The organism is Streptomyces sp. 11-1-2 (genome assembly GCF_003595545.1).
Taxonomy (GTDB): Bacteria; Actinomycetota; Actinomycetes; order Streptomycetales; family Streptomycetaceae; genus Streptomyces; species Streptomyces hygroscopicus_B.
Map to the genome: position 1 here is coordinate 8144343 of NZ_CP022545.1, position 25569 is coordinate 8169911.

General features: G+C 73.2%; 19 protein-coding genes. 7 read left to right on the forward strand and 12 right to left on the reverse strand.

Translation table 11 applies throughout. The features are described from left to right. Positions 1 to 20: 20 nt before the first annotated feature. Positions 21 to 1592 carry an amino acid permease gene (locus CGL27_RS35005; protein ID WP_240450737.1) on the forward strand — a complete coding sequence of 524 codons (1572 nt, stop codon included), beginning with the start codon at positions 21 to 23 and terminating at the stop codon, positions 1590 to 1592. A gap of 14 nt (positions 1593 to 1606) precedes the next feature. Here the strand turns inward: CGL27_RS35005 and CGL27_RS35010 are convergent, their stop codons facing one another. Continuing rightward, positions 1607 to 2014: an NTP pyrophosphohydrolase gene (locus CGL27_RS35010; RefSeq protein WP_078644382.1), complete on the reverse strand. Its 408-nt coding sequence runs from the start codon at positions 2012 to 2014 to the stop codon at positions 1607 to 1609. A gap of 69 nt (positions 2015 to 2083) precedes the next feature. Here CGL27_RS35010 and CGL27_RS50365 point away from each other — a divergent pair, with 69 nt between their 5' ends. Continuing rightward, entirely contained in the window at positions 2084 to 3130 is a 1047-nt protein-coding gene (locus tag CGL27_RS50365; RefSeq protein ID WP_162953135.1) for a hypothetical protein, read from the forward strand. A 285-nt stretch (positions 3131 to 3415) separates the two neighbouring features. Here the strand turns inward: CGL27_RS50365 and CGL27_RS35020 are convergent, their stop codons facing one another. From CGL27_RS35020 to CGL27_RS35040, 5 genes are all read right to left on the reverse strand, one after another. Then, positions 3416 to 5545 (reverse strand): 3-hydroxyacyl-CoA dehydrogenase NAD-binding domain-containing protein, encoded by a 2130-nt coding sequence (locus CGL27_RS35020; RefSeq protein ID WP_119991808.1) that lies wholly within the window; start codon positions 5543 to 5545, stop codon positions 3416 to 3418. Beyond that, the gene (locus CGL27_RS35025) at positions 5542 to 6759 is read right to left on the reverse strand and encodes an acetyl-CoA C-acyltransferase (RefSeq protein WP_078644385.1); all 1218 of its coding nucleotides are present in this window, start codon (positions 6757 to 6759) and stop codon (positions 5542 to 5544) included. The genes CGL27_RS35020 and CGL27_RS35025 overlap by 4 nt, the downstream gene beginning before the upstream one ends. Before the next feature lie 168 nt (positions 6760 to 6927). Continuing rightward, positions 6928 to 8205, reverse strand: a complete 1278-nt coding sequence (locus CGL27_RS35030; RefSeq protein ID WP_078644386.1) for an HRDC domain-containing protein — start codon at positions 8203 to 8205, stop codon at positions 6928 to 6930. A gap of 113 nt (positions 8206 to 8318) precedes the next feature. After that, complete coding sequence (locus tag CGL27_RS35035; RefSeq protein ID WP_014055528.1) at positions 8319 to 8978, reverse strand: response regulator transcription factor; 660 nt, start codon at positions 8976 to 8978, stop codon at positions 8319 to 8321. Between the two features lie 372 nt (positions 8979 to 9350). Then, positions 9351 to 10079: a DUF3000 domain-containing protein gene (locus CGL27_RS35040; protein WP_119991809.1), complete on the reverse strand. Its 729-nt coding sequence runs from the start codon at positions 10077 to 10079 to the stop codon at positions 9351 to 9353. Between the two features lie 91 nt (positions 10080 to 10170). Here CGL27_RS35040 and hemE point away from each other — a divergent pair, with 91 nt between their 5' ends. Together hemE and CGL27_RS35050 are read left to right on the forward strand one after the other, a co-directional pair. Next, a complete protein-coding gene (hemE, locus tag CGL27_RS35045) occupies positions 10171 to 11277 on the forward strand; it encodes a uroporphyrinogen decarboxylase (RefSeq protein WP_119991810.1) in 1107 nt (368 codons plus the stop codon). 43 nt (positions 11278 to 11320) lie between these two features. Further along, entirely contained in the window at positions 11321 to 12856 is a 1536-nt protein-coding gene (locus tag CGL27_RS35050; RefSeq protein ID WP_240450738.1) for a hypothetical protein, read from the forward strand. Positions 12857 to 13138: 282 nt separating this feature from the next. Here CGL27_RS35050 and CGL27_RS35060 read toward each other — a convergent pair whose 3' ends face one another. The 4 genes from CGL27_RS35060 to CGL27_RS35075 all read right to left on the reverse strand — a co-directional run bounded on the left by CGL27_RS35060 (position 13139) and on the right by CGL27_RS35075 (position 18156). Beyond that, the gene (locus tag CGL27_RS35060; protein WP_119991812.1) at positions 13139 to 14536 is read right to left on the reverse strand and encodes an FAD-dependent oxidoreductase; all 1398 of its coding nucleotides are present in this window, start codon (positions 14534 to 14536) and stop codon (positions 13139 to 13141) included. A 43-nt stretch (positions 14537 to 14579) separates the two neighbouring features. After that, on the reverse strand, positions 14580 to 16031 hold the full coding sequence (locus tag CGL27_RS35065) for an MFS transporter (protein ID WP_119991813.1): 1452 nt from the start codon (positions 16029 to 16031) through the stop codon (positions 14580 to 14582). A 107-nt stretch (positions 16032 to 16138) separates the two neighbouring features. Further along, the gene (locus tag CGL27_RS35070; protein ID WP_107439421.1) at positions 16139 to 16951 is read right to left on the reverse strand and encodes an IclR family transcriptional regulator; all 813 of its coding nucleotides are present in this window, start codon (positions 16949 to 16951) and stop codon (positions 16139 to 16141) included. 23 nt (positions 16952 to 16974) lie between these two features. Continuing rightward, on the reverse strand, positions 16975 to 18156 hold the full coding sequence (locus CGL27_RS35075; protein WP_119991814.1) for a 4-hydroxybenzoate 3-monooxygenase: 1182 nt from the start codon (positions 18154 to 18156) through the stop codon (positions 16975 to 16977). Between the two features lie 80 nt (positions 18157 to 18236). On the opposite strand from CGL27_RS35075, the gene CGL27_RS35080 reads away from it, so the two are divergent. From CGL27_RS35080 to hemQ, 3 genes are read left to right on the forward strand one after another with little or no spacing between them, the layout of a single operon-like run. After that, positions 18237 to 20006 carry an IclR family transcriptional regulator C-terminal domain-containing protein gene (locus CGL27_RS35080; protein WP_162953136.1) on the forward strand — a complete coding sequence of 590 codons (1770 nt, stop codon included), beginning with the start codon at positions 18237 to 18239 and terminating at the stop codon, positions 20004 to 20006. Further along, on the forward strand, positions 20003 to 21511 hold the full coding sequence (gene hemG, locus CGL27_RS35085; RefSeq protein WP_119991815.1) for a protoporphyrinogen oxidase: 1509 nt from the start codon (positions 20003 to 20005) through the stop codon (positions 21509 to 21511). Before CGL27_RS35080 ends, hemG begins: the two co-directional genes overlap by 4 nt. Positions 21512 to 21515: 4 nt before the next feature. Then, positions 21516 to 22232, forward strand: coding sequence for a hydrogen peroxide-dependent heme synthase (gene hemQ, locus CGL27_RS35090; RefSeq protein ID WP_119991816.1), 717 nt, complete (start codon positions 21516 to 21518; stop codon positions 22230 to 22232). A 110-nt stretch (positions 22233 to 22342) separates the two neighbouring features. Here the strand turns inward: hemQ and CGL27_RS35095 are convergent, their stop codons facing one another. Both CGL27_RS35095 and CGL27_RS35100 read right to left on the reverse strand, forming a co-directional pair. Beyond that, positions 22343 to 24196 carry an alpha/beta hydrolase gene (locus CGL27_RS35095; RefSeq protein WP_119991817.1) on the reverse strand — a complete coding sequence of 618 codons (1854 nt, stop codon included), beginning with the start codon at positions 24194 to 24196 and terminating at the stop codon, positions 22343 to 22345. A gap of 85 nt (positions 24197 to 24281) precedes the next feature. Continuing rightward, complete coding sequence (locus CGL27_RS35100) at positions 24282 to 25088, reverse strand: TIGR04222 domain-containing membrane protein (RefSeq protein ID WP_119991818.1); 807 nt, start codon at positions 25086 to 25088, stop codon at positions 24282 to 24284. Positions 25089 to 25569: the final 481 nt, after the last annotated feature.

Genomic DNA, 25569 nt, shown 5'->3' on the forward strand with positions numbered 1-25569 from the left:
CAGGCGCGGAGGTGGCATCGGTGAGCGAGCGGGAACCCGAGGGCCGCTCCGGCGGCGGCACTGGTGGCGATGGCGGCCGTAAGGTCCGGCCGGACTATCTGCGGACGAAGTCGATCGAACAGTCCATCAAGGACACCGAGGAGCCCGAACACGCCCTGACCCGGTCGCTGTCCGCCCTGGACCTCACGGTCTTCGGCGTCGGCGTGATCATCGGGACCGGCATCTTCGTCCTCACCGGGGCCGTCGCCAAGGAGCAGGCGGGCCCCGCGACCGCCCTCGCCTTCGTCGTCGCGGGCATCGTCTGCGCGCTGGCCGCGCTCTGCTACGCCGAGTTCGCCTCGACCGTGCCGGTGGCCGGATCCGCGTACACCTTCTCGTACGCCTCACTGGGCGAGCTGCCCGCCTGGACCATCGGCTGGGACCTGGTGCTGGAGTTCGCGCTCGGCACCGCCGTGGTCGCGGTCGGCTGGGCCGGCTACATCCGCTCGCTGCTGGCCAACGCCGGCTGGGAGCTGCCCGCCGCCCTGTCCGGGCCCGACGCGGCGCACGGCTTCTCCTTCGATGTGCTCGCCGCCGCACTGGTGCTGGTGATCACCGCGATCCTGGTCCTCGGGATGAAGCTGTCGGCGCGGGTCACCTCGGTGGTGGTCGGGGTGAAGGTGGCCGTGGTGCTGCTGGTCATCATCGCGGGCTCCTTCTTCATCGACCCTGCCAACTACCGCCCCTTCATCCCCGAGGCCAAGGGCACGGTCTCGGGCTCGGGACTCACCGCGCCGCTGATCCAGCTGATGTTCGGCTACCAGCCGACGACCTTCGGCGTCGAGGGCATCTTCACCGCCGCCGCCGTGGTCTTCTTCGCCTTCATCGGCTTCGACGTGGTGGCGACCGCGGCGGAGGAGACCAGGAACCCCCAACGGGACATGCCCCGGGGCATCCTCGGCTCGCTCCTCATCTGCACCGTGCTCTATGTCGCCGTGTCGATCGTGGTCACCGGGATGCAGAAATACACCCGGCTGACGGTGGACGCCCCGCTCGCCGACGCCTTCAAGGCCACCGGACACCCCTTCTACGCGGGCGTCATCAGCTTCGGCGCCGCGGTCGGGCTGACCACGGTGTGCATGATCCTGCTGCTTGGCCAGAGCCGGGTGTTCTTCGCGATGAGCCGGGACGGGCTGCTGCCCAGGGTCTTCTCCCGGGTGCATCCGCGCTTCCGCACGCCCTACCGCTCGACGATCCTGCTCGGCACGCTCATCGCCATCGTCGCCGGGTTCACCAGCATCTCCCAGCTCGCCGCCCTGGTGAACATCGGCACGCTCTTCGCCTTCGTCGTCGTCGCGCTCGGCGTGCTGATCCTCCGCAACACCCGGCCCGATCTGCCCCGCGCCTTCCGCACGCCATGGGTGCCGGTGCTGCCGATCGTGTCGGTGGCCGCCTCGCTGTGGCTGATGCTCAATCTGCCCGCCGAGACCTGGCTGCGGTTCGCGGTGTGGATGGCCATCGGCTTCGTCGTCTACTTCCTGTACGGGCGCCGCCACAGCCGGGTGGCCGAGACGGGGACGCATACGGAAAAGGGCCCGCGAGGAGCCGCCTGACCGGTCCTGCCGTCCTAGGACGAGCCGTCGGGGCGGACCGAGCGGGGGCCCGTCACCTGCGCGCCCAGCGCCGTGACCCGCGCCCGCAGCCCCTGGTCCGCCGTCACCACCAGGCAGGGGCGGCCCTCGTCACGGGCCGCCACCACCTTCACGATCTGGTCGTCGCCGCTGCCCGGCGCGCTCTCCACCCGTACGCCCTCCACCGGCTCCACGCCCCGCGCCGCGCCCTCGACCACCATCACGATGTCCACCGGAGGGCGGGTGGCCCAGCCGGGCACGCCCGGGCGGTCGGGGAGCCCGGTCCTGGCGAGGACGGCCAGCCGGTCGCGGAGCCGCTCCGCTGCGCCGCGGCGGTCACGCCACCAGCCGTCGGGGACCGAGCCGATCACGTTGGCGGCATCGACGACCACAAGTCCATCCATAGTCCAGGCAAATTACTATGGACGTCGTTCGATCAGGTGGACCAACTCGGGGAAGGTTGGCAGCGGGCCATGGCGTTGCGGTTGCTCCGCGGCAAGGACGACAGGCTCACGGCCTATGCACTGGTGGCGGGCGGTGTCGCGCGCTGGACGGAAGACCGGCCCGGAGGGCCGGAGTGGACGGGCCCCTGGCTGATCCAGGCACCCGGCCTAATCAGTCTGACCGTCGCTCAGAGCGCGGAGGGGTACGCGCATCTGGTAGGGCTTCGGCACCGGCCGGGCGGCGCCGGCGAGCCGGCGCGCGTCGACATCGTCCACGCCACCCAGTTCCAGACCGGCCGCCCGCTGACGGCGTGGCACTCGCTGGGCACCCCGCATCCGAAGGACCCCCGTAAGGCCGGGCGGACCGGCGCGCCCGCCATGGCGGTGGACTCCTCAGGCGCCCTGCGCGTCTTCGTCCGCAACGCCGGGGGCGGGGTGAGCGCGCGGCGGCAGGACCCCAAGGGGACCTGGGAGCGCTGGACCGACTGGAAGGGCACGCAAGTGCTGGGCGGACTGTCGGCGGCCGCGACCGCCGACGGCCGTCTCGAACTGCTCGCACCGGCCGGAAAGGGCGCCGCGCTGCGCTGGTACCAGCCCAAGCCCGGCGCCGCCCCGAAGCGGGGCGAGGACGTCCCCGCCGACGCCCGGCCGGATTCGGCGGCCGTGGTGGAGACCAGCCCCGGCACCCTCACCCACTACTGGCGCGACGCCGACAGCGGCGAGCTCCTGGCCTGGCGGCCGGACGCCCCGGCCCCCGCGCCGCTGGGCGGGTCCACGGGCACCGGCCCGGTCGCCGCCGTGCGCGCCGTGGTGGACGGTCACGACTGCACCGTCCTGGCCCACCAGGACGCCGGGCGGCTGGCCGTCGCCGCCCACCCCAGCGAGGACGAGGCGGCGGGGGTGTGGTGGACGCCCTCGGGCGAGCAGGGCGCCCACACCCCGGCGCTGGCGCTGGACGGACAGGGCCGGGTGGTGCTGGCCGCCCTGGGAGTGGACGGACGGCTCCTGGTGGCCCGTCAGAAGACCGACGAGGGCGGGCTGGCACTGAGGGCCTGGAACCGCGTGGGAAGCGGCTGAGCGGCCCTGCAGCCCGCCTGAGAGCCCGGTCGGCGCGGCCCCCCGGGGAAGGTGCCGCCGGTCCGTTTCCCGCCCCGGGCGTGACCCGGCCGCCGGGAGTGACCGGCCCCGGATGCGGGTGGCGGGTGTTGCCGCCGGGCCGATGTCCGGCCGCGGCGGGTGGCGCGAGCGGGGCGCCCCGCGCCGGAGCGCGGGGGCGACGCCGGTGGGGCGAACACCCAAACACCCGGGTGCCGGACGGGCCTTCGCCCGCCCGGCACCCGGGAATGCCCTGCGCCGCCGACGCTACGCGGGAACGCTCGCCACGCCCGGAGCCAGGAACGCCTTCCCGTTCACCCGCTCCGAGACGCCCTCGCGGTCCAGGTACGGCGTGAGGCCGCCCAGGTGGAAGGGCCAGCCCGCACCGGTGATCAGGCACAGGTCGATGTCCTGCGCCTCGGCGACGATGCCCTCTTCGAGCATCAGGCCGATCTCCTGCGCGACGGCGTCCAGCACCCGGGTGCGCACCTGCTCCTCGGTGAGGACGGTGTCGCCCTGCTGGAGCAGCGCGGCGACCTCCGGGTCCAGCTCCGGCTTACCGGAGTCATGCACGTAGAAGCCGCGCTTGCCCGCCTCGACCACGCGCCGGAGGTTCTCCGAGACCGTGAAGCGGTCCGGGAACGCGCCGTGCAGCGTCTCGGAGACATGCAGACCGATCGCCGGGCCCACCAGCTCCAGCAGCACCAGCGGGGACATCGGCAGGCCCAGCGGCTCGATGGCGCGCTCGGCGGCGTCGACCGGGGTGCCCTCGTCGATGACGTTCTGGATCTCGCCCATGAAGCGGGTCAGGATCCGGTTGACCACGAACGCCGGGGCGTCCTTGACCAGGACGGCGGTCTTCTTCAGCTTCTTGGCCACGCCGAAGGCGGTGGCCAGCGCCGCGTCATCGGTCTGCTCACCGCGGACGATCTCCAGCAGCGGCAGGATCGCGACCGGGTTGAAGAAGTGGAAGCCCACGACCCGCTCGGGGTGCTTGAGCTGGGACGCCATCTCGGACACCGACAGCGAGGAGGTGTTGGTGGCGAGGATGGCGTGCTCCGGCGCGACCGCCTCGACCTCGGCGAACACCTTCTGCTTGACGCCCATCTCCTCGAAGACGGCCTCGATGACGAAGTCGGCGTCACCGAAGGCGGCGGCCTTGTCCAGCGAACCGGTCACCGCGGCCTTCAGGCGATTGGCCTTGTCCTGGTTGATCCGGCCCTTGAGCAGCAGCTTGTCGATCTCGCCGTGGACATAGCCCACGCCCTTGTCGACCCGCTCCTGGTCGATGTCGGTCAGGACGACCGGCACCTCCAGACGCCGCACGAACAGCAGCGCCAGCTGCGAGGCCATCAGACCCGCGCCCACGACGCCCACTTTGGAGACCGGGCGCGCCAGCGACTTGTCCGGGGCGCCGGCCGGGCGCTTGCCGCGCTTCTGCACCAGGTTGAAGGCGTAGATGCCGCTGCGCAGCTCACTGCCCATGATCAGGTCGGCGAGCGCCTTCTCCTCGGCCTCGTAGCCCCGGGCGAGGTCACCGTTGCGCGCGGCGTCGATGATCTCCAGCGCGCGGTAGGCGGCCGGGGCCGCCCCGTGCACCTTGCCGTCGGCGATGGCCCGGCCGCGCACCACGGCCTCGTGCCAGGCGTCGCCGCGGTCGATCTCGGGCCGTACGACCTCGATCTCGCCCTTGAGGACGGAGGCGGTCCAGATCAGCGACTGCTCCAGGAAGTCCGCGCCCTCGAAGATCGCGTCCGCGATCCCGAGCTCATAGACCTGCTCGCCCTTGAGCTGCTTGTTCTGGTTGAGCGAGTTCTCGATGATGACCGAGACCGCGCGGTCGGCGCCGATCAGGTTCGGCAGCAGGGTGCAGCCGCCCCAGCCGGGGACCAGGCCCAGGAACACCTCGGGCAGCGAGAAGGCCGGCAGCGCCGCGGAGACGGTGCGGTAGGCGCAGTGCAGCCCGACCTCGACCCCGCCGCCCATCGCCGCGCCGTTGTAGTACGCGAAGGTGGGCACGGCGAGCGAGGACAGCCGCTTGAAGACGTCATGGCCGCCCTTGCCGATGGCCAGCGCGTCCTCATGACGCTTCAGCAGCTCCACGCCCTTGAGGTCGGCGCCCACGGCGAAGATGAACGGCTTGCCGGTGATGCCGACACCGGTGATCTCGCCGTCCGCCGCATCCTTCTCGACCTGGTCGATCGCCGTGTTGAGGTTGGCGAGCGAGGCCGGGCCGAAGGTGGTGGGCTTGGTGTGGTCCAGGCCGTTGTCCAGCGTGATGAGCGCGAACCGGCCCGCGCCCTGGGGGAGATCGAGGTGGCGGACGTGCGCCTGCGTCACGACCTCGCCCGGGAACAGCTCTGCCGCCCCCTTGAGAAGCTCTGCGGTGTTGGTCACTTGTTCCCCTCGAAGTGCGGGTTCTCCCAGATCACGGTGCCACCCATGCCGAAGCCGATGCACATCGTGGTGATGCCGTAGCGGACCTCCGGCTGCTCCTCGAACTGCCGCGCCAGCTGCGTCATCAGCCGGACACCGGAGGAGGCCAGCGGATGGCCGAAGGCGATGGCGCCGCCGTACTGGTTGACGCGCGCATCGTCGTCCGCGATGCCGTAGTGGTCGAGGAACGACAGGACCTGGACGGCGAACGCCTCGTTGATCTCGAACAGGCCGATGTCCTCGATCGACAGACCGGCCTTGGCGAGCGCCTTCTTGGTCGCCGGGACCGGGCCGTAGCCCATCACCTCGGGCTCGACGCCCGCGAAGGCGAAGGAGACCAGGCGCATCCGCACCGGCAGGCCCAGCTCCTGGGCGAAGTCCTCGGAGGCGAGCAGCGAGGCGGTGGCGCCGTCGTTGAGCCCCGCGGAGTTGCCGGCCGTGATCCGGCCGTGCGCGCGGAACGGGGTCTTCAGCGAGGCCAGGCCCTCCAGCGTGGTGCCCGGGCGCATCGGCTCGTCGGCGGTCGCCAGACCCCAGCCCAGCTCCCCGCCCTCGGGGGACGTGCGGCGCACCGAGACCGGCACCAGGTCCTGCTGGATCTTGCCGTTGGCGTACGCCTTGGCGGCCTTCTCCTGGCTGCGCACCGCGAACTCGTCGGCGCGCGCCTTGGTGATGTGCGGCAGCCGGTCGTGGAGGTTCTCCGCCGTCATGCCCATGAACAGGGCCGACTCGTCGACCAGCTTCTCCGAGACGAAGCGGGGGTTGGGGTCGACCCCCTCGCCCATGGGGTGGCGGCCCATGTGCTCGACGCCGCCCGCGACGACGGCGTCATAGGCGCCGAAGGCGATGGAGCCCGCGGTGGTCGTCACGGCCGTCATCGCACCGGCACACATCCGGTCGATGGCGTAGCCGGGGACCGACTGGGGCAGCCCGGCCAGGATGCCCGCGGTGCGGCCGATGGTCAGGCCCTGGTCGCCGATCTGCGTCGTCGCGGCGATGGCCACCTCGTCGATGCGCTCCGGCGGCAGATCCGGGTTGCGGCGCAGCAGCTCCCGGATGCACTTGACGACCATGTCGTCGGCGCGGGTCTCATGGTAGATGCCCTTCGGGCCCGCCTTGCCGAATGGGGTCCGGACGCCGTCGACGAAGACGACGTCCCTAGCGGTACGAGGCACGTTGGCTCTCCTCCAGGTGCGGGATGGCACTGCTGCGGGCACGCCCGGGGCGCGCCTCACAGCCTCATGCTACTTATGAGTAACCAAGCTGCCCAGTCCTCACGACCGGAGGGTTGAAGGTCACAGCCGCGGGCCGGCGGCGCCCGCCGCCGGTCCACGCGCGTCACATCATGCCGGGGTCGCCAGCAAGGCGGCCGCGAGCGCCGGGGTCACCTGGTCGATCTGCCAGGGACGGGCGCCGTGACCTGCGAGAACGGAGGCGACCGCGTCCGTCGTCGGCTCGGCGGGCGGCTCCCAGCACAGCCGCCGGACGGTGTCCGGGGCGATCAGGTTCTCCTGCGGAAGATTCAGCCCTTCGGCCAGTTGGGTGACGGCCGCACGCGCCGCGGAGAGCCGCGCCGCCGCGGCCGGGTCCTTGTCGGCCCACGCCCGGGGCGGGGGCGGACCGGTCACCGGCTGGCCCGGCTGGGGGAGGTCGGCCTCCGGCAGCTCCCGCGCCCGGTCCACCGCGGCCTGCCACTGCTCAAGCTGGCGCCGGTTCATCCGGTGGCCGAAACCGTTCAGCGCGGCCAGCGCCCGGGCGTTCGCGGGCAGGGCCAGCGCGGCCTCGACGATGGCAGCGTCGCCCAGCACCTTGCCCGGCGAGACATCGCGGCGCTGGGCGATCCGGTCCCGGGCCGTCCACAGCTCGCGCACCACGGCCATCTGCCGGCGCCGCCGGACCTTGTGCATCCCCGACGTCCGCCGCCAGGGGTCCTTGCGCGGCGGGGCGGGCGGGGCCGCGGCGATGGCCGCGAACTCCTGATGCGCCCACTCCAGCTTGCTCTGCCGCTCCAGCTCCTCCTCCAGCGCGTCGCGGAGGTCGACCAGCAGCTCGACATCGAGCGCGGCGTAGTGCAGCCAGGGGTCGGGCAGCGGGCGGGTCGACCAGTCGACAGCGGAGTGGCCCTTCTCCAGGGCGTATCCAAGGATGTTCTCGACCATGGCGCCGAGCCCCACCCGGGCGAATCCGGCCAGCCGGCCCGCGAGTTCGGTGTCGAAGATCCGGGCGGGGATCATGCCTATGTCACGCAGACAGGGCAGATCCTGGGTCGCCGCGTGCAGGACCCATTCGGCGTCGGCGATCGCGGCGCCCAGACCGGAGAGGTCGGGGCAGCCGACGGGGTCGATCAGTGCGGTCCCCGCTCCGGCCCGGCGCAGCTGGACCAGATAGGCCCGCTGTCCGTAGCGGTAGCCGGAGGCGCGCTCGGCGTCGACGGCCACCGGGCCGTGGCCCGCGGCGAAGGTCGCGATGACCTCGGCGAGCGCGTCCGCGTCGGCGGTGACGGGCGGGATGCCCTCGCGCGGCTCCAGCAAGGGGACCGGCGCCGGGGGGAGGTCGTCCGGAGGAGCGCCCCCGGTGGTTCGCAGTGTCGTCTCTGCTGCGGTCTCTTGGGCGTCGGTCACCTGTCAAGGGTAGCTGTGTGCGGCGAGTACGCAGGGCGCCCGTCGACGGAACGTTCCGTCGACGGGCGCGGGGATGGTGGGAAGAGGCGCGACGGCCGGGTGGGCGATACGGCTCAGTGGATGATCCCGGTGCGCAGTGCGACCGCGACCATGCCGGCCCGGTCCCCGGTGCCCAGCTTGCGGGCGATCCGGGCGAGGTGACTCTTGACGGTGAGGGCGGACAGGCCCATCGAGACGCCGATGGCCTTGTTGGACTGGCCCTCCGCAACCAGCCTCAGCACCTCGACCTCGCGGCCCGACAGCTCCCGGTAGCCGCCGGGGTGGCCGGGGGCGCCCGGCGGGCGGCGGTGCATCCGGGCGGCGGCGCCGAGCGGGGCGGTGCCGGGACGGCCCGGGATGCCGAGGTTGGTGCGGGTGCCGGTGACGACATAGCCCTTGACTCCGCCGGCCAGCGCGTTCCTTACGGCGCCGATGTCATCGGCGGCGGACAGGGCCAGCCCATTGGGCCAGCCCGCGGCGCGGGTCTCGGAGAGCAGGGTGAGGCCGGAGCCGTCGGGAAGGTGGACATCGGCGACGCAGATGTCGCGCGGATTTCCGATGCGGGGGCGGGCCTCGGCGATGGACGACGCCTCGATGACGTCGCGCACCCCGAGGGCCCAGAGGTGGCGGGTGACGGTGGACCGTACGCGGGGGTCGGCGACGACGACCATGGCCGTCGGCTTGTTCGGGCGGTAGGCGACCAGGCTGGACGGTTGCTCAAGGAGAACAGACACCAGGCCTCCTGGGAGTTGTGGGACGGGTCACCACGTCCTTCGGCACCGATACGGCCCGGCTTTAGGGAATGATCACGATTTGGTGAGTAACAATTCGGGCAATTAGGACGACTGATCGATCACGGGAGTACTTTTTGAGGCTCGGTTCGCCTCCGGGGCGCAAAAGTCTCCCCCAGCTACCGCTGGGAGGTGCCCCCGGCCGGTAAGACCAAGTACCCGGATGCGCTGGGGCGCCCTTCGGCTTACTCGGTTGCCGCAGGGGGGTGACCCGGGCCGGAAGACCCGAGCCCCCTGGTGCTCTGCGGCGCCCTTGGGCTTACCGGGGTGCCGCAAGGGGGTGACCTCGGTAGGAAGACCCAAGCATCCGGAAGGTCAGCGAGCCTGTGGGCCCCGCCGTTGGGGCAGCGAGACGACCCCCGCCTCCGCTGCCCCCACCGGGGGCAGGCCCGCGATCTGGCACAGGAGGTCGCACCAGGCGGCCAGATGTCCCGCGGTGTCCGGCGCGCCCAGCGGTTCGCCCGCGCCCTCTTCTCCGGGCTCCGGGCGCCGCGGGCCGGGGCGGGCCGGTTCGGGGGCCGGGTGGGCGGCCGGGGTCCACGAGGCGCGGATCTCGATCCGGGTCGACGGCTCCCGTTCGCCCATCGCGCCGAAGTAGTGCGAGCTCGCCCGGGTGACCGTGCCGCTGGGCTCCCCGTACGGCAGACCGCGGGCCTCCAGCGCGCCGGTGAGCCAGGACCAGCACACCTCCGGCAGCAGCGGATCCGCCGCGATCTCCGGCTCCAGGTCCGCGTGGACCAAGGTGACCAGGCGGAAGGTGCCGCGCCAGGAGTCGTGCCCGGCCGGGTCGTGCAGCAGGATCAGCCGCCCCTCGGCCAGCTCCTCGTCGTCCGACGCGCCGGTGACCACCGCCTCCAGCGCGTACGAGTAGGGTGCGAGCCGACGCGGGGGTGGGGTCGGATCGAGCTCCACCTCGGGCCGTACCCGCACACCGCACAGCGCGGCGACGGCATGCCGGAAGGCGGGAGGGGTGTCCTCACCGCCTGCTTCCGTGCCGTCAGGGCCGTCAGCACCGTTCGAGAGGTGTCCTTGAACCGCTGCCATGCCCGGAAGACTAGGCGCAGTGAGGGCCCTAACCGGGGAGGAACACCCGGGTTGGCGGGTCACTCGTTCGGCCCGTGCGAAGATTTGGGGCATGAGCGCCAATGAGCGGCCCTCGGGCCAGCAGCAGACCGGCCGCGCCGCGGCTCGTGCCACAGCCGATTCGGCCTTTCTGCGGGCCTGCCGTCGGGAGCCGGTGCCTCATACGCCGGTGTGGTTCATGCGGCAGGCGGGGCGCTCGCTTCCGGAGTACCGCAAGCTGCGTGAGGGCACCGCGATGCTCGAGTCCTGCATGCGGCCCGACCTGGTCACCGAGATCACCCTGCAGCCGGTGCGCCGGCACCGGGTGGACGCGGCCATCTACTTCAGCGACATCGTCGTGCCGCTCAAGGCCATCGGCATCGACCTCGACATCAAGCCCGGTGTCGGGCCCGTCGTCGAGCGGCCGATCCGTACCCGGGCCGATCTGGAGCGGCTGCGTCCGCTCGACCCGGACGATGTGAAGTACGTCACCGAGGCCGTCGGGGCGCTCGTCGGCGAGCTCGGCGCGACCCCGCTCATCGGCTTCGCGGGCGCCCCCTTCACGCTCGCCAGCTATCTGGTCGAGGGCGGCCCCTCGCGCAACCATGAGCACACCAAGGCGCTCATGTACGGCGACCCGGCGCTGTGGGCCACGCTGCTCGACCGGCTCGCCGACATCACCGCCGCCTTCCTCAAGGTGCAGATCGAGGCGGGCGCCTCGGCCGTCCAGCTCTTCGACTCCTGGGTGGGCGCCCTCGCCCCCGCCGACTACCGCCGCAGCGTGCTGCCCGCCTCCACGAAGGTCTTCGACGCCGTCGCCGGATACGGGGTGCCGCGCATCCACTTCGGCGTGGGCACCGGTGAGTTGCTCGGACTGCTCGGCGAGGCGGGCGCGGATGTCGTGGGCGTCGACTGGCGGGTGCCGTTGAACGAGGCGGCCCGGCGGGTCGGCCCCGGCAAGGCGCTCCAGGGCAATCTCGACCCCGCCGTGCTCTTCGCCCCGCGTACGGCGGTCGAGGCCAAGGCGGAAGAGGTGCTGGAGGCCGCCCGGGGGCTGGAGGGGCACATCTTCAACCTCGGCCACGGCGTGCTGCCCAGCACCGACCCGGACGCGCTGACCCGCCTTGTGGAGTATGTGCACACAAGGAGTGCATCGCGCGCACCTTCTGTGAAGGTCTGAACCAAGCGGGAACCCGCGTGCCTCCCGTGGCGTCGTGAGGGGCATGACCGACATGCCCGCCACCGCGCTGTCAGATTCGTCAGAGTTGCCGGAGTGTGTCCATTTCGTCGATGAATGGGACGGCATCCTCCACGAGACCTACGGCGGCGACGCGGACCGGGCCGTCCTGGACTGTGCCAGGCGGCTGGCGGCCGATCCCGCGGGCGAAGAGGCGTACGCCTGGACGCTCGGGCTGGTCATGATGGCCGCGTACATCGGCCGGTTCTCCCGTAAGGACGTCGCGGCGGCGGCCCTGGAGGCCCTCCACGCCACCGACCGGCGGCTGCGTGACCTGCCCTGCGCCCACCGGACGCATCCTTACGAGAGCGATCTGGACGACCGGATCGACCACTTCGTGGACGATCTGCCGCTGCTCACCAACGGGTTGGCCGAGGACGAGGACCCGGACTGGGAGGACGACGCGACCAAGGAGCGGTGGCTGTGCCCGCGCGACATCGCCGGGTACGCGCGGGTCGCCGTGGACATCATCGCCCCCGGCAGCGTGGGCGGCATCCCGCCCCGGCTCCCGGCCCGCGACGCGCGCCGCGCCGAGGATCTGCGCTCGATCGTCTGGGACTACCCGAGCGCGGCCGTCGACCCCGGCCAGGAGCTGTCCGCCTACGCCAGGAACCTGGTCGCCAACCCCCTGGGCTATCACCGCGCCGGGCTCGTGGTCGTCCTGCACGCCGCCTGCTGGTATGCCGCCAGCGGCCGGATCCGCGACCAGCGGGTCCTGGACACCATGGTGGACGCCCTGGAGGCGGTGCTGCCCGGCCTCGGCGACGCGTCCTGCGCACACGGCGAGGGCGACCACCCCGAGGTCGGCCGGGACACCGCGGAGCAGGCCACCGTGGGCATCCATCTGCTCAGCCCCGGCGGCCAGGGCGTCTACCGCCACTGGCACCGGGAGGAGCTGGAGACGGCGCCACTGGAGGCGTGGCTGTGCCCGGCCTTCCTCGCCGCGATCGCCCGCGAGGCGCTGGACCATCTGCGGACCGGCCGGGAGCGGCTGTTCGGCCTCCGGGACACCGACCATCTGGACGATGTGCTGCTGCGCCCCGACGGACGGCTCGACATCGAACGGCTCACCCACGCCGTGCGCTTCCGGTGCCGGGACGGACAGGCCGCGGAGGACGCCGGGCTGTGGGCCGCGCGGCGGTTCGCGGCGGGCCCGGCCGATCCGCGCGAGCGGCTGGTGCTGCTGCTGGTCGCCTGCTGGTCGGTCACCTCGGGCGAGGAGCCCCCGCCCGAGGCCGTCCACCGGGATCTGCGGGCGATCCTCGGCGCGGTGCGGACCGCTCCGGCGGCCGAGACCTGCCCGCATGGGGACGCGCATCCCTGGGACGTGCTGACCGAGCTGGTCGGGCGCCGTCACTTCGGCTTCCACGAGGACCCTTACGGCGCCCATCTCAACCATCTCTACGCGCCCCGGGAGTACGACACGCCCGAGTGGCCCTTCGACTCCGAGGCGTGGAGCTGCCCCCGCCATGTGGCCCAGCGGGTGCGGCTCGCGCTCCGGGTCATCGACGGCGCGAACTGATCGGCGGCCGGGCGCGCCGGGGCCGCGGCGCCCCGGGGCCGCGCTGCCGGACCTGACGCAGGCGTACGGGGCGGTCCTGTCCGGCCGCGGTCCCGTGTACCACCAGCCCGGGACCCGCCCCTGGGGTGGCGCGCCTGCGGCGAGCCTTCCCCTACCCGCCCCTCCCCACAACCGGGGCTCCGCCCCGGACCCCGCTCCTCAAGCGCCGGAGGGGCTGGTTTCAGTTCCGGGGTCCCGGGCCTTGCTCCTCAAGCGCCGGAGGGGCTGGTTTCAGCTCGCTCCTCAATCGCCGGAGGGGCTGATTTTCACGGTCCCCGCCGCCTTGCGTGCTGCCACCAGTACCGGGTCCCACACCGGGGAGAACGGCGGGGCGTAGCCCAGGTCCAGCGCCGTCATCTGCTCCACCGTCATCCGGGCGGTCAGTGCGACCGCCGCGATGTCGACCCGCTTGCCCGCGCCCTCGCGGCCGACGATCTGCGTGCCGAGCAGCCGTCCCGTGCGCTGCTCGGCGAGCATCTTCACCGTCATCGGCCGACTGTCCGGGTAGTACCCGGCCCTGCTGGTCGACTCGATGGTGACCGCCTCGAACTTCAGCCCCACGGCGGCGGCTTCGGCCTCCAGCAGCCCGGTGCGGGCGATCTCCAGATCGCAGACCTTGCTGACAGCAGTGCCGACGACACCGGGGAAGGTCGCGTAGTCGCCGCCCACATTGGCGCCGATGACCTGCCCGTGCTTATTGGCGTGGGTGCCCAGCGGAATGTGCCGGGTGCGGCCGGAGACCAGGTCGAGGACCTCGACACAGTCGCCGCCCGCCCAGATGTTGTCGTGACCGCGCACGCGCATGGCCAGATCGGTCAGCAGCCCGCCGTAGGAGCCCACCGGCAGCCCCGCCTCCTGGGCGAGCCCGGTCTCGGGGGCCACCCCGAGGCCCAGGACCACGAGGTCGGCGGGGTATTCGCTGACCTTGGTGGCCACGGCCCGCACCCGGCCGTCCTCCCCGGTGACCACTTCGGTGACCTCCGCGCCGGTCACCGTGTCGATGCCGAGCCCTGTCATCGCGTCGCGCACCAGCCGCCCCATGTCGGGGTCGAGCGTGGACATCGGCTGCTCACCGCGCTCCAGGACGGTGACCTGGCAGCCGCGTTGGACGAGCGCCTCGGCCATCTCCACCCCGATGTATCCGGCGCCGATCACGACCGCGCGCTCGACCCGGGTGGACTCCAGGGTCTCCAGCAGCGCTCGCCCGTGGTCCAGGGTCTGCACCCCGTGGACGCCGGGGGCGTCGATCCCGGGCATGTCGGGGCGGCGCGGCCGGGCGCCGGTCGCGATGACCAGGTCGTCGAAGCCGTGCCAGCGCTCGTCGCCGTTACCGCGCGGGTCGACGTCCCGCGCCAGGACCCGCTGGCCGGCGAGGTCGATCTCGACGACCTCGGTGTGCGTCCGTACGTCGATCCCGCGGCCCTGGTGGGTCTCGGGCGTACGGGCGATGAGCTCGTCGGGGCCGTCCACCACCCCGCCGACCCAGTACGGGATGCCGCAGGCCGAGTACGAGGTGAACTGGCCGCGCTCGAAGGCGAGGATCTCCAGCTCGCTCCGGCTCTTGAGCCTGCGCGCCCGCGACGCGGCGGACATGCCCGCCGCGTCGCCCCCGATGACCACCATGCGTCGTGCCGCCGCCATGTATGCCCCTCCGCCACTGGATGTCCGGCTTTAGGGGACCAACCTATGCGCGCGAGGTGTTCTCCCGGATCAGCACATACAGCCCCGCGCTGGCGAGCATCAGCGCGCCGTCGATGTAGACCGCGTGCGTCCAGCTTCCGTAGTGGTCGAAGAGGGTGCCGCTGAGGGCCGGGCTGACCACCGCGCCGATCTCCCCGACCAGGTTGAACAGGCCGAAGGCCGCGCCGCGTTCGGCCGCGTCGACCACATCGTTGAGCAGCGCGTGCGCCATCGGCTGGAGCGCGTTGAAGAACAGGCTGGTCACGAAGAGCAGGATGGACATCACCCAGAGGGAGGGCTTCTCATTGGTCTGCAGATAGGCGGCGAACACCAGCACCAGCACGCCCTGGACCACGGTGAACGCGATCAGCAGCGGCCGCCGCCCCCAGCCCCGGGCCTTCGCCCGGTCCGAGAGCATGCCTCCGGCCGGGAAGCCGAGGATGCCCGCGCCCGCGTTGAAGGTGGCCACCAGCGCGGCGTTCTGGAAGGAGCTGTGGGCGGCGTCCGCGACGATCGACACCGACCAGAAGCTGAAGAACCACAGATTCCACATGACCGCGATGAAGGCGAAGCTGAGCAGCAGCACATTGCGGTTCCGGGAGACCGAGCCCAGTTTGCCGCTCCGCCGGGCGAAGATGGCCCCGATGAGCAGGAACGCCAGTACGCACTCCAGGACGGCCACGCCCCAGCTCGGCATCCCCGCCCCGTCGGCGATCAGATAGACCGCCATGACCGCGGCGCACAGCACCGCCGAGATCCCCAGCAGCCGCAGGGTGGAGCCGGTGGCCTTGAGCGGACCGCCGATGCGGCGCATATAGACCGCCGTGACCCAGCCGAAGGCCAGCGTCGCACCGCCCAGCACCAGGAACGGCATCCGCCAGGCGTCCTCCTCGCCGAGCACCTCCCCGCCCCAGTCGATCAGATACGGCGCGCTGATGGTCGCTACCGTCAGCCCGATGGCCAGTCCGGTGATGGCGACGCCCATGCCCAGACCGGCCTTGGCGGGCGGGGTGCGCTGGGCGATCAGCGAGCGGTCGTTGGAGTAGAAGACGCCCTCGCCGAGGCCCGTCAGCACCCGTAGCACGACGAAGGCGATCAGCCCGGTCATCAGGCCGCTGGCGAGGGTCGCGACCCCCGCCCACAGCAGCGAGACCGCGAGCATGGTGCGGTGCCCGAAGCGGTCGCCGAGATAGCCGCCGGGGAACTGGGTCAGCATGTAGCCCGCGAAGAAGAGGCTGCCGATCAGGCCGCCGAGCGCGTGCGGATGGCTGGCGGAGCCCAGCATGGCGTGGTCGTTCTCGATCAGCCAGGTGACGACCGGGCCGGTGATGGTGCGGTCGGCGTACGAGAAGAGCCAGCCGCCCAGCAGCATGGCCCACAGGGTGTGGTACGGCTGCCAGCCGCCCCGAGGCGCCTCCCGCCCCTGCGCGGTGGGCTCTGCGGTCACTTCGGGCATGTCTCCATGTCCCCCTTCGGGCCTGGGCGTTCAGGCTCGGCAGCGCGGTATGTGCCACACAGGATGTGGCCGAATACCGGCCGCGGCAAGGCGCGTTCCGGGGTCTTTCACCGACCGGAAGCCTCCGCGACGGGCTCTTGCCCCAGGGCGGCGGCGAGGGTACGGGAGATGCCGTGGGCGGCGACCCGTACGGCCGGGATCAGCCCGGGGGCCCGCCCCTCCGCGGCCGGCACCACCACCGAAAGCGAGGCCACCACCTCCCCGCGCGGTCCGCGCACCGGGGCGGCGATGGACAGCCCGTCCATGGTGATCTGCCGGTCGCTGACCGCGATCCCGGTGCGCCGCACCTCGGCGAGGGCGGCCCGCAGCCGGTGCGGGTCCTGGATGGTCAGCTCGGTGTAGCGGCGCAGCGGGCGGGCGCACACCCGCTCGTACAGCCGTGGCGGCCCGTACGCGAGCAGCACCAACCCGACGCCGGTCGCGTGCAGCGGCCAGCGGCTGCCGACCCGGGTGCGCACCTGGACCGCCGAGTGTCCCGAGATCAGCTCGACATAGACCACCTCCAGGCCGTCCCGCACGGCGAGCTGGACGTTCTCGTGGGTGGCCTCGTACAGATCCTCCATGAACGGCAGCGCCGCCTCGCGCACCCCGACCCCGCGCGGTGAGAGCGTCGCCACCTCCCACAGCCGCAGCCCGATGTGGTACGCCCCGGTGGCGTCGCGCTCCAGGGCGCCCCAGCGGGTGAGCGAGGCGACCAGCCGGTGCGCGGTGGCCAGTGGCAGCCCGGCGCGCCGGGCGAGGGCGGTGAGGGACAGCGAGCGGTGCGAGGCGTCGAACGCGTCGAGGACCGCCAGCATCCGGCCGGCGACCGAGCGGCCCGCGTCCGGGCTGCCGGCGGCGCGGGAGCCCGGTGGGCTCATGGGGGTGAGCGGGCCCGGGGCCGTCATGACAGCGGGAGGCCGACGTAGTTCTCGGCGAGTTCGGCGGAGGCGGTGGGGGAGGAAGCGATCCGCTCCAGCCGTGCGAGCCGCACCCGGTCCTCGAACGGGCTCTCGTCCGGGCGGCGGTGGAGCGTGTCCGTCATGAAGTACGAGAACCGCTCGGCCTGCCACACCCGGCGCAGACAGGTCTGCGAATAGCCGTCCAGCAGCTCGGGGGAGCCGGTCTCCTGGTGGTGGATCAGCGCACGGGCCAAAGTGATCACGTCGGTGACGGCCAGATTGAGCCCCTTGGCGCCGGTGGGCGGCACGATATGCGTCGCGTCGCCCGCCAGGAACAGCCGGCCGTGGCGCATCGGCTCCTGGACGAAGCTGCGCATCGGGGTGAGTGAGGTGGCGGTGATCGGGCCGCGCTCCAGCGTCCGGTCCCCGTCGAGCGCGAAACGGGCCGACAGTTCGTCCCAGATCCGCTCATGGGACCAGTCGGCCGGATCGGTGTCGTTCGGCACCTGGAGGTAGAGCCGGGAGACCTGGGGGGAGCGCATGCTGTGCAGGGCGAAGCCGCGCTGATGGCGGGCGTAGATCAACTCCTCGCAGGACGGCGCCACATCGGCCAGCACGCCGAGCCAGGAGTAGGGGTAGGTGTGCTCGAAGGTGCGGACCCGGTCGGCGGGGAGCGCGCGCCGGGCGATGCCGTGGAAGCCGTCGCAGCCCGCCACGTAGTCGCAGCTGAGGGTCTGCTCGCGGCCTTGGTGGCGGAAGCGGATGACGGGCGCGGCGGAGTCCGGCTTCTCGATGGCCAGCGCCTCGGCCTCGAACAGCAGCGGCGGACCGCCGGGCTCCTCGAGCTGAAGCGCGATCAGGTCCTTCACGATCTCGGTCTGGGCGTAGACCATCACCGACTTGCCGCCGGTGGCGGAGGGGAAGTCCACGCGGTGGCCACGGCCCTCGAAGCGCAGCTCGATGCCCTGGTGGGGCAGCCCCTCGCGGTCCAGGCGCCCGCCGGCGCCGCACTCCCGCAGCACATCCACGGTGCCCTGCTCCAGGATCCCGGCCCGCTGGCGCCGCTCGGCATACGCCCGGTCCCGGCTCTCCAGCACCACGCAGTCGATCCCGGCGCGGTGCAGCAGACGGGCGAGCAGCAGTCCGGCGGGTCCGCCGCCGATGATGCCGACGGTCGTGCGCATCACATCGTCCCCTCGCTGTGGTGGTCCATGCGGCTCGCCACTTGTTCGCTGAGTGAAACTTCGTTCATAATTGACTGGTGATGAGTCTCAGCCCGGTGCCACCACCTGTCAATGGCCCCGTCGGGCCTCTCGAGCGCGGCCTCGCCGTGCTGCGCGAGCTGACCCGGCTGGCCGCGCACGAGGGGCGGACGACGGTCCGCCCCGGCGACCTCGTCCGCGGCACGGGGCTCGCCCGGTCCGTGGTCGACCGCGTGGTGGGCACCCTCGAACAGCTCGGATATGTGACGCTCGACGGGCGCGATATCGGCCTGTCGGTCCGGCTGATGGAGCTGGGCAACGCGTATCTGGCCGCGAGCGGGCTGCCCGCCGCGCTCGGCCCGTTCGCCGAGCGGCTCGCGGACGGGCTCGACGAGTCGGTCTCGGTCGCCGTCCCCGACGGCGACGGGGTGCGCTTCGTCGTCCAGATGACCCGCCGCCGCACCATGTCCCTCGCCTTCCGCATCGGCGATCTGCTCCCCGCCGAGCGCTGTTCCCCCGGCGCGCTCTTCGCCGCCGAGTGGTCCGGGTCCGGCTGGGCCGCCTGGCGCGCCCGCCGCGCCGAGGACCCTCTGGACACCTCCTTCCCCGCCGTCCCGCCGCGCCTCCGGCCCGCCTCCGGCGGCGACTTCGAGGCCCGCGTCAAGGAGGCCGCCCGCGACGGCTGGGCCACCGACGACCAGCTGATCGAGCCGGGCCTGGTGGCGGTCTCCGTTCCGGTACGGGACGCCTTGGGCCGGATCGCCTGCGCGGTCAACGTGGTCAGCCACACCAGCCGCCATGACGTGGACTCGCTGCGGGCGGCGGTGCTGGGGCCGCTGAGTGCGCAAGTACCGGCGATGGAGGCGGCTTTGGCGGCTGCGGCCGGGCGGGGGCGGCCACGCCCCGCCGCCGAGCGTGCGTGGGGCACCCCGGGCGGGGCGCCGACGGCCCTGGGCGAGGACCCCGCGCGGATGGCCAAGCGGGAGCTGGGAGCGGGGTTCCTGCAGTCGCTCGCGCGCGGATTGGCCGTGCTGCGGGCACTGGGCGGGGCGGAGGGCGCGGGCCAGGGCGAGACCGTCACGGCGGGCGGCGGCCGGGGCGGAGGAATGACGCTCAGCGCCGTCGCGGAGGCCACCGGGCTGGCGCGGGCCACCGCCCGGCGCTCGCTGCTGACCCTGGTCGAGCTGGGGTATGTGGAGGCCGACGGCCGGGTCTTCCGGCCGCTGCCGCGCGTGCTGGAGCTCGGCTACGCCCCCCTCGCCGAGCTCGGCTTCACCGATATCGCCCAGCCGCATATGCGCGAACTGGTCCGCACCGTCCATGAGTCGGCCTCCCTGGCCGTCCTCGACGGCGGCGACATCCGCTATATCGCGCGCGTCCCCACCGTCCGCATCATGAGCGTCAACATCACCATCGGCACCCGCTTCCCCGCCTACGCGACCTCCATGGGCCGGGTGCTGCTCGCGGGCCTGGACGCCGAGGCCCGTGCCGCCCATCTCGCCGGGGTGCGGCCCCGGCCGCTGACCCGGCACACCGTGACCGACGTGCCCGAGCTGGCGCGCGTGGTGGAGCGCGCGGCGGCGGAGGGGCACGCCCTGGTCGACCAGGAGCTGGAGGAGGGGCTGCGGTCGCTCGCCGTGCCCGTAAGGGACGCGCGCGGACGGGTGGTGGCCGCGCTCAACGTGGCGACCCACGCCGGCCACGGCACCGCCGAGAGCGCCCGCCGCGAACTCCTCCCGGCGCTGCGCGCCACCGCGGCCCGGATCGAGGCCGATCTGGCGACGGCCTCGGCACATCACGCCCTGGGGGCGGGTGAGAGAGTGGGGGCATGAGAGCGGCGAACTCCCCGAGGACGGGACGCACCGGCCATGTCGTGGTCATCGGCGGCGGAATCGCGGGCCTCGCGGCGGCTCACCGGCTGCTGGACGGCGGGGCGCGGGTGACGCTCCTGGAGGCGTCGGGGCGGCTCGGCGGCAAGCTGCGCGCGGGGGAGATCGAGGGCGTACCGGTCGACCTCGGGGCCGAGTCGATGCTCGCCCGCCGTCCGGAAGGCGTCGAGCTGGCGCGCGCCGTGGGCCTCGGCGACCGGCTGCAGCCGCCCGCGACCGCGACCGCCTCCCTCTGGACGCGCGGCGGACTGCGCCCGATGCCCAAGGGGCATGTGATGGGCGTTCCCGGCGATCTGGCGCCGCTGGCCTCCTCCGGGGTGATCTCGGAGGAGGGGCTGGACCGGATCGCCCGCGACCGGGAGCTGCCGCCCACCCCGGTCGGCGAGGACGTGGCGCTCGGCGAGTACCTCGCGGCTCGACTCGGCCGCGAGGTCGTGGACCGGCTGGTCGAACCGCTGCTGGGCGGGGTGTACGCGGGCGATGTGTACCGCACCTCGATGCGCGCCTCGGTCCCCACCCTCTTCGAGGTGGCCCGCTCCGGCGGCCCGCTGACCGAGGGCGTCCGGGAGCTGGCCGAGCGCGCCGCGCGACGGCAGGACGGCCCGGTGTTCATGGGCATCGACGGCGGGATCGGCCGACTGCCGCTCGCGGTCGCCGACGCCGTACGGGCCGCCGGCGGCGAGATCCGCACCGGGGCGACCGTACGGGAGCTGCGGCGCACCGCCGACGGCTGGACCCTCGCCGTGGACGGCACGGACGGCACGGACGGCACGGACGGCACGGACGGCACGGACGGCCCGCCGGTGGTGACGGCCGACGCCGTCGTGCTGGCGGTCCCCGCGCCCGCCGCCGCCCGGCTGCTGGCCGCCGAGGCCCCGGCCGCCTCCACCGAGCTGGCCACCGTCGACTACGCCTCGATGGCGCTGGTCACCATGGCCTTCCGGCGCGACGCGCTCACCGGCGTGGACGCGCTCGCTGAGCGGAGCGGCTTCCTGGTGCCGCCGGTCGACGGCCGGACGATCAAGGCGGCGACGTTCTCCAGCCGCAAGTGGGGCTGGCTGCGGGACGCCGGGCCCGATCTCTTCGTGCTGCGTACCTCGATCGGGCGGTTTGACGACGAGGTGGATCTGAAGCGGGACGACCCCGACCTGGTAAGGATGTCGCTCGCCGATCTCGGCGAGGCCGTCGGCCTGACGGCCCGGCCCGTCGCGAGCCGGGTGGACCGCTGGGACGGTGGACTGCCGCAGTACCCGGTGGGCCATCTCGACCGGGTGGCCCGCATCCGCGCCGAGGTCGCCAAGGTGCCGGGGCTGGGGGTGTGCGGCGCGCTCTACGACGGGGTGGGCATCCCGGCGTGCGTCGGCAGCGCCCGTAAGGCGGCCGACGAGCTGCTGGGCGCCATGGCGGCCACCCTGGAGCCGGGCTCCGGAGCCGGCGAGCGAGAATAGGGCCATGACTGCTGCACCTGAGAAGACTCCCAACGCCGGTAAGAAGGCCAAGGACCTCAACGAGGTCATCCGCTACACCCTGTGGTCGGTGTTCCGGCTGCGCGATGTGCTGCCGGAGGACCGCACCGGCTACGCCGACGAGGTCGAGGAGCTCTTCTCCCAGCTCGCCGCCAAGGACGTCACCGTGCGCGGCACCTACGACGTGTCCGGGCTGCGCGCCGACGCGGACATCATGATCTGGTGGCACTCGGAGACCTCCGACGCCCTCCAGGAGGCGTACAACCTCTTCCGCCGCACCCGGCTGGGGCGCGCCCTGGAGCCGGTGTGGTCCAACATGGCGCTGCACCGCCCGGCCGAGTTCAACAAGGCCCACATCCCGGCGTTCCTCGCGGACGAGAACCCGCGTGACTACGTCAGCGTGTACCCGTTCGTCCGCTCCTATGAGTGGTACCTGCTGCCCGACGAGGACCGCCGCCGGATGCTCGCGGACCACGGCAAGATGGCGCGCGGCTACCCCGATGTGCGTGCCAACACGGTCGCGTCCTTCTCGCTCGGCGACTACGAGTGGATCCTGGCCTTCGAGGCGGACGAGCTGCACCGGATCGTCGACCTGATGCGCCATCTGCGCGCCTCCGAGGCGCGTCGTCATGTGCGCGAGGAGGTGCCGTTCTACACCGGGCGGCGCAAGGCGGTCTCCGAGCTCGTCGCCGGCCTGGCCTGACGGCCTTACGGCGGTCCCCCTTAGGGCGGTTATGGCGGTTATGGCGGTCGGGACGGCCTTACGGTCGTCCCGCACGGGCCCCGTGTCCTCTTACGGCCTCTTGCGGTCTCTTACGGCGTGCCCGGGATCGCGGCCGGCTGCTTGCCCGAGTCGGGCAGCGGGGCCGGGGCCGGAAGCGGTGCGGGCTCCGGGCGCGGGGCGCAGGAGGCGGACCGGCCCGGCGTCCTCCCGGTCAGCAGATACGTGTCCACATGGCGGTTGACGCAGTCGTTCGGCCCGCCCCACACCCCGTGGGTGCCCGCCTTCCGCTCGGTCACCAGCGAGGAGCCCGGCAGCCGGTGCCACAGCTCCTTCGCCCCCGCGTACGGGGTGGCCGCGTCCCGCTCCGCCGACAGCAGCAGCACCGGCGGCAGCGCGACCCGCCCCGTCCGGGGACCCACGGCCTCCAAGTTCCCTACGTCGAGGGGGCGGCCGGGCTTCAGCGGCCAGAAGGCGCACGGCAGGTTCATCGCCACGTTGTCCCAGGTCTCGAAGGGCGCGCGGCGGGCGAGGGCGGTGTTGTCGCGGTTCCAGGTGGCCCAGGTGCGCGGCCAGGGTGCGTCGTTGCACTCCACGGCGGTGTAGACGGCGTTGCCGTTCTCGTCGTCGGCCGCCTGCGCCGGATCGGGCGCGGCGAGCGCGATCAGCGGCTCGGGGTCACCGTGCAGATAGGCGGCCAGCGCCCGGGCGGCCGGATCCCAGTAGGCGTCGTTGTAGCCGGTCCGCAGGTACGCGCTCTGGAGCTGGGCGGTGCCGACGACCCCGCCCGCCGGCTTGTGCCCCACCCGCCGCCGCGCCTTCTCGTACGAGGCGAGCACCCGATCCGCGGTGGTGCCCAGGTGGTAGACGGCGTGGTGCCGGGCGACCCAGCGGCGCCAGTCCCGCCAGCGCCGCTCGAAGGAGACCGACTGGTCGAGGTTGTCGCGGTACCAGATCCGCCAGGGGGCGGGGTTGACCACGCTGTCGAAGACCATCCGGCGCACCCGCCCCGGGAAGAGCGTGGCGTAGACGGCCCCGTAGTACGTGCCGTACGAGGCGCCCACGAAGGTGAGCCGCCGCTGGCCCAGCGCCGCGCGCAGCACCTCCAGATCGCGGGCGTTGTTCAGCGTGGTGTAGTGCGCGAGCGCGCTGCCCGCGCGGCGCACACAGCCCCGCACATAGGCGCGCGCCCGCGCCACCAGCCGCCGTTTGAAGGCGGCGGTGGGGTGCGGCGGGGAGCTGGTCGGCGCCTTGGCGTAGGCCGACGGCCGCTGGCAGGACAGCGGGGCTGAACGGCCCACGCCCCGTGGGGCGTAGCCGACGAAGTCGTAGGCGGCGGCCACGCGGCGGAAGGCCACCTCGGCCGCGTACTCGGGGAACGCCATACCGGAGGCGCCCGGTCCGCCGGGGTTGTAGACCAGCGCCCCCTGACGCCGGGCCTTGGGGCCGGTGGCCCGGATCCGGCTGACGGTGAGGGCGATGTGCTTGCCGCCGGGACGGGCGTAGTCGAGCGGGACGGAGACCTTTCCGCAGGTGATGGGGGCGGCCAGGGCCTCGGCGCGGGGGCAGCGGCGGAAGCCGATGCCCCGCTCCGCCGCGCGCCGGGCGGCGAGCGCCACCCCGCGGGCCGCGGCCGCGTCACCGGGCGGGGCGGCGGCCGTGGCGACCGAGGCGGGCGAGCCGGACCAGGAGCTCCAGGCGGGCGCGGCGGGGGCGACGGGCGCGGCGGAGGCCGAAGGGGCGGTGGGGGAGGCCGGGCCGGTAAGTGGCGCGCCCGCCGCACCGGCCGGGGCCGGGGCGGACCGGTTGGACGCGGTGGCCGTCGTGGCGGCGCGGGCGGTGGACGCGGCGAGCGGGCGGCCGGTGGCGGGCGTCGCGAGCAGTGCGCTCATGGCCAGCGACAGGGACAGCGGGCCGAGGATGCCGTACAGCGCTGCTGCTCTCACTGGCCATCCCTTCGTGCATCGCGCGATGAAAGGGATATTTGGCGCGGCGGATGACCATGTAAAGCACCGGGCCGCGGTGTCGGGGTCAATGACCCCAATGCCCCTTCAGCGCCGCGCGCAGCGCCCGGTCGGGGAGGGCGGCGGTGCCGTGCACCGCGAGCGCGGTGAGCACCTCGCCGTCGTCGTCACCGCCGTCCGGGCCGCCGCCGGAGCGCTGGGCGAGGGTCCGCCGCGGGGGCACGTCGATCCGGCCCAGCAGCCGCTGACCGGCGGGGGAGGCCCACCGTGAGTACGGATGCGCCTCGACCCGGGCGATCAGCAGACAGCTCACCGTCAGCAGCAGGGGCAGCATGAACCACGAGGCCACCGGACCGCGCCCCGCCGCGGGCGGCACCAGCAGCAGCGCGGCTGCCGCCGTCGCCAGAACCAGTGCGCAGGCCGCCCGCACATGCCGCACCGCGACCGCCACGTTCGTACGCGCAGAGGCGGGCACCGCGAGCCCCGCCGCCACCAGCCGGTCGCCCAGCGCCCGCACCGGGGCGGCGGTGGCGAGCGCGGCCCGCACCGGCCGCACCGGGGACTGGCCCTCCGGTCCTATCGCGGTGATCACGGACCGCTCCAGCTCGTCCCGCCCGTCCGGGACCACGACGGTGACCCAGCCGGTGTGGGCGAGCAGCAGCCGGCGCTCGCGGTACATCGTGACGAGGACCAGCTCGCCCACCCGCCGCGGACCGCCGGACAGAAACGCCGCCTCGTACAGGCTCAGGCCCTTCGCATCCGCCGCCGGATCAGGGTCCATCGGCTGGGCGGCGGCGACCGCCGCCAGGCACAGACGCGTGCAACTGACAACCGCCGCGCCCCACGCGACGAGCAGGAAAAGGACCCACAACATGGCCGAGTTCTACTGGACCCGACCGCTGTCGCGCCACGGTTTTCACGATGTGAACGACTCGCCCGGGCGCGGCTCGCCCTGATCGAGGACCGCGACCGGTCGCGCGCGATCCGCACGGCCTGCCCGAGGGCCGCGACCGATCACCCGCGACCCGCACGGCCACGGCGGTGCGGGACGCGGCGCCCGAGCCGCTGCGGATCGGTGAGGACGCCTCACCGATCGGCAGCGGCACCGGGGCCGGGCGGTTGTACTGGGTTGCTGCTCGGCCCGGCAGAGCTACGGTTGACCGCCCGCACCCGGCGCCCGCTGCTCGTGGGCGTGGGATCGTCATCGGCACCGGGGCTGGGCGGTTTCATCGGGTCTCGGCCCGGCCGTCCGCACCTGGGGCCCTCTGGTGGTGGTGTGCGTGATGGTTGTCGGCACTGGGGGCTGGGCGGTTGCACCGGGTTGCTGCTCGGCCCGGTCGGGCTGGGGTCGGCCG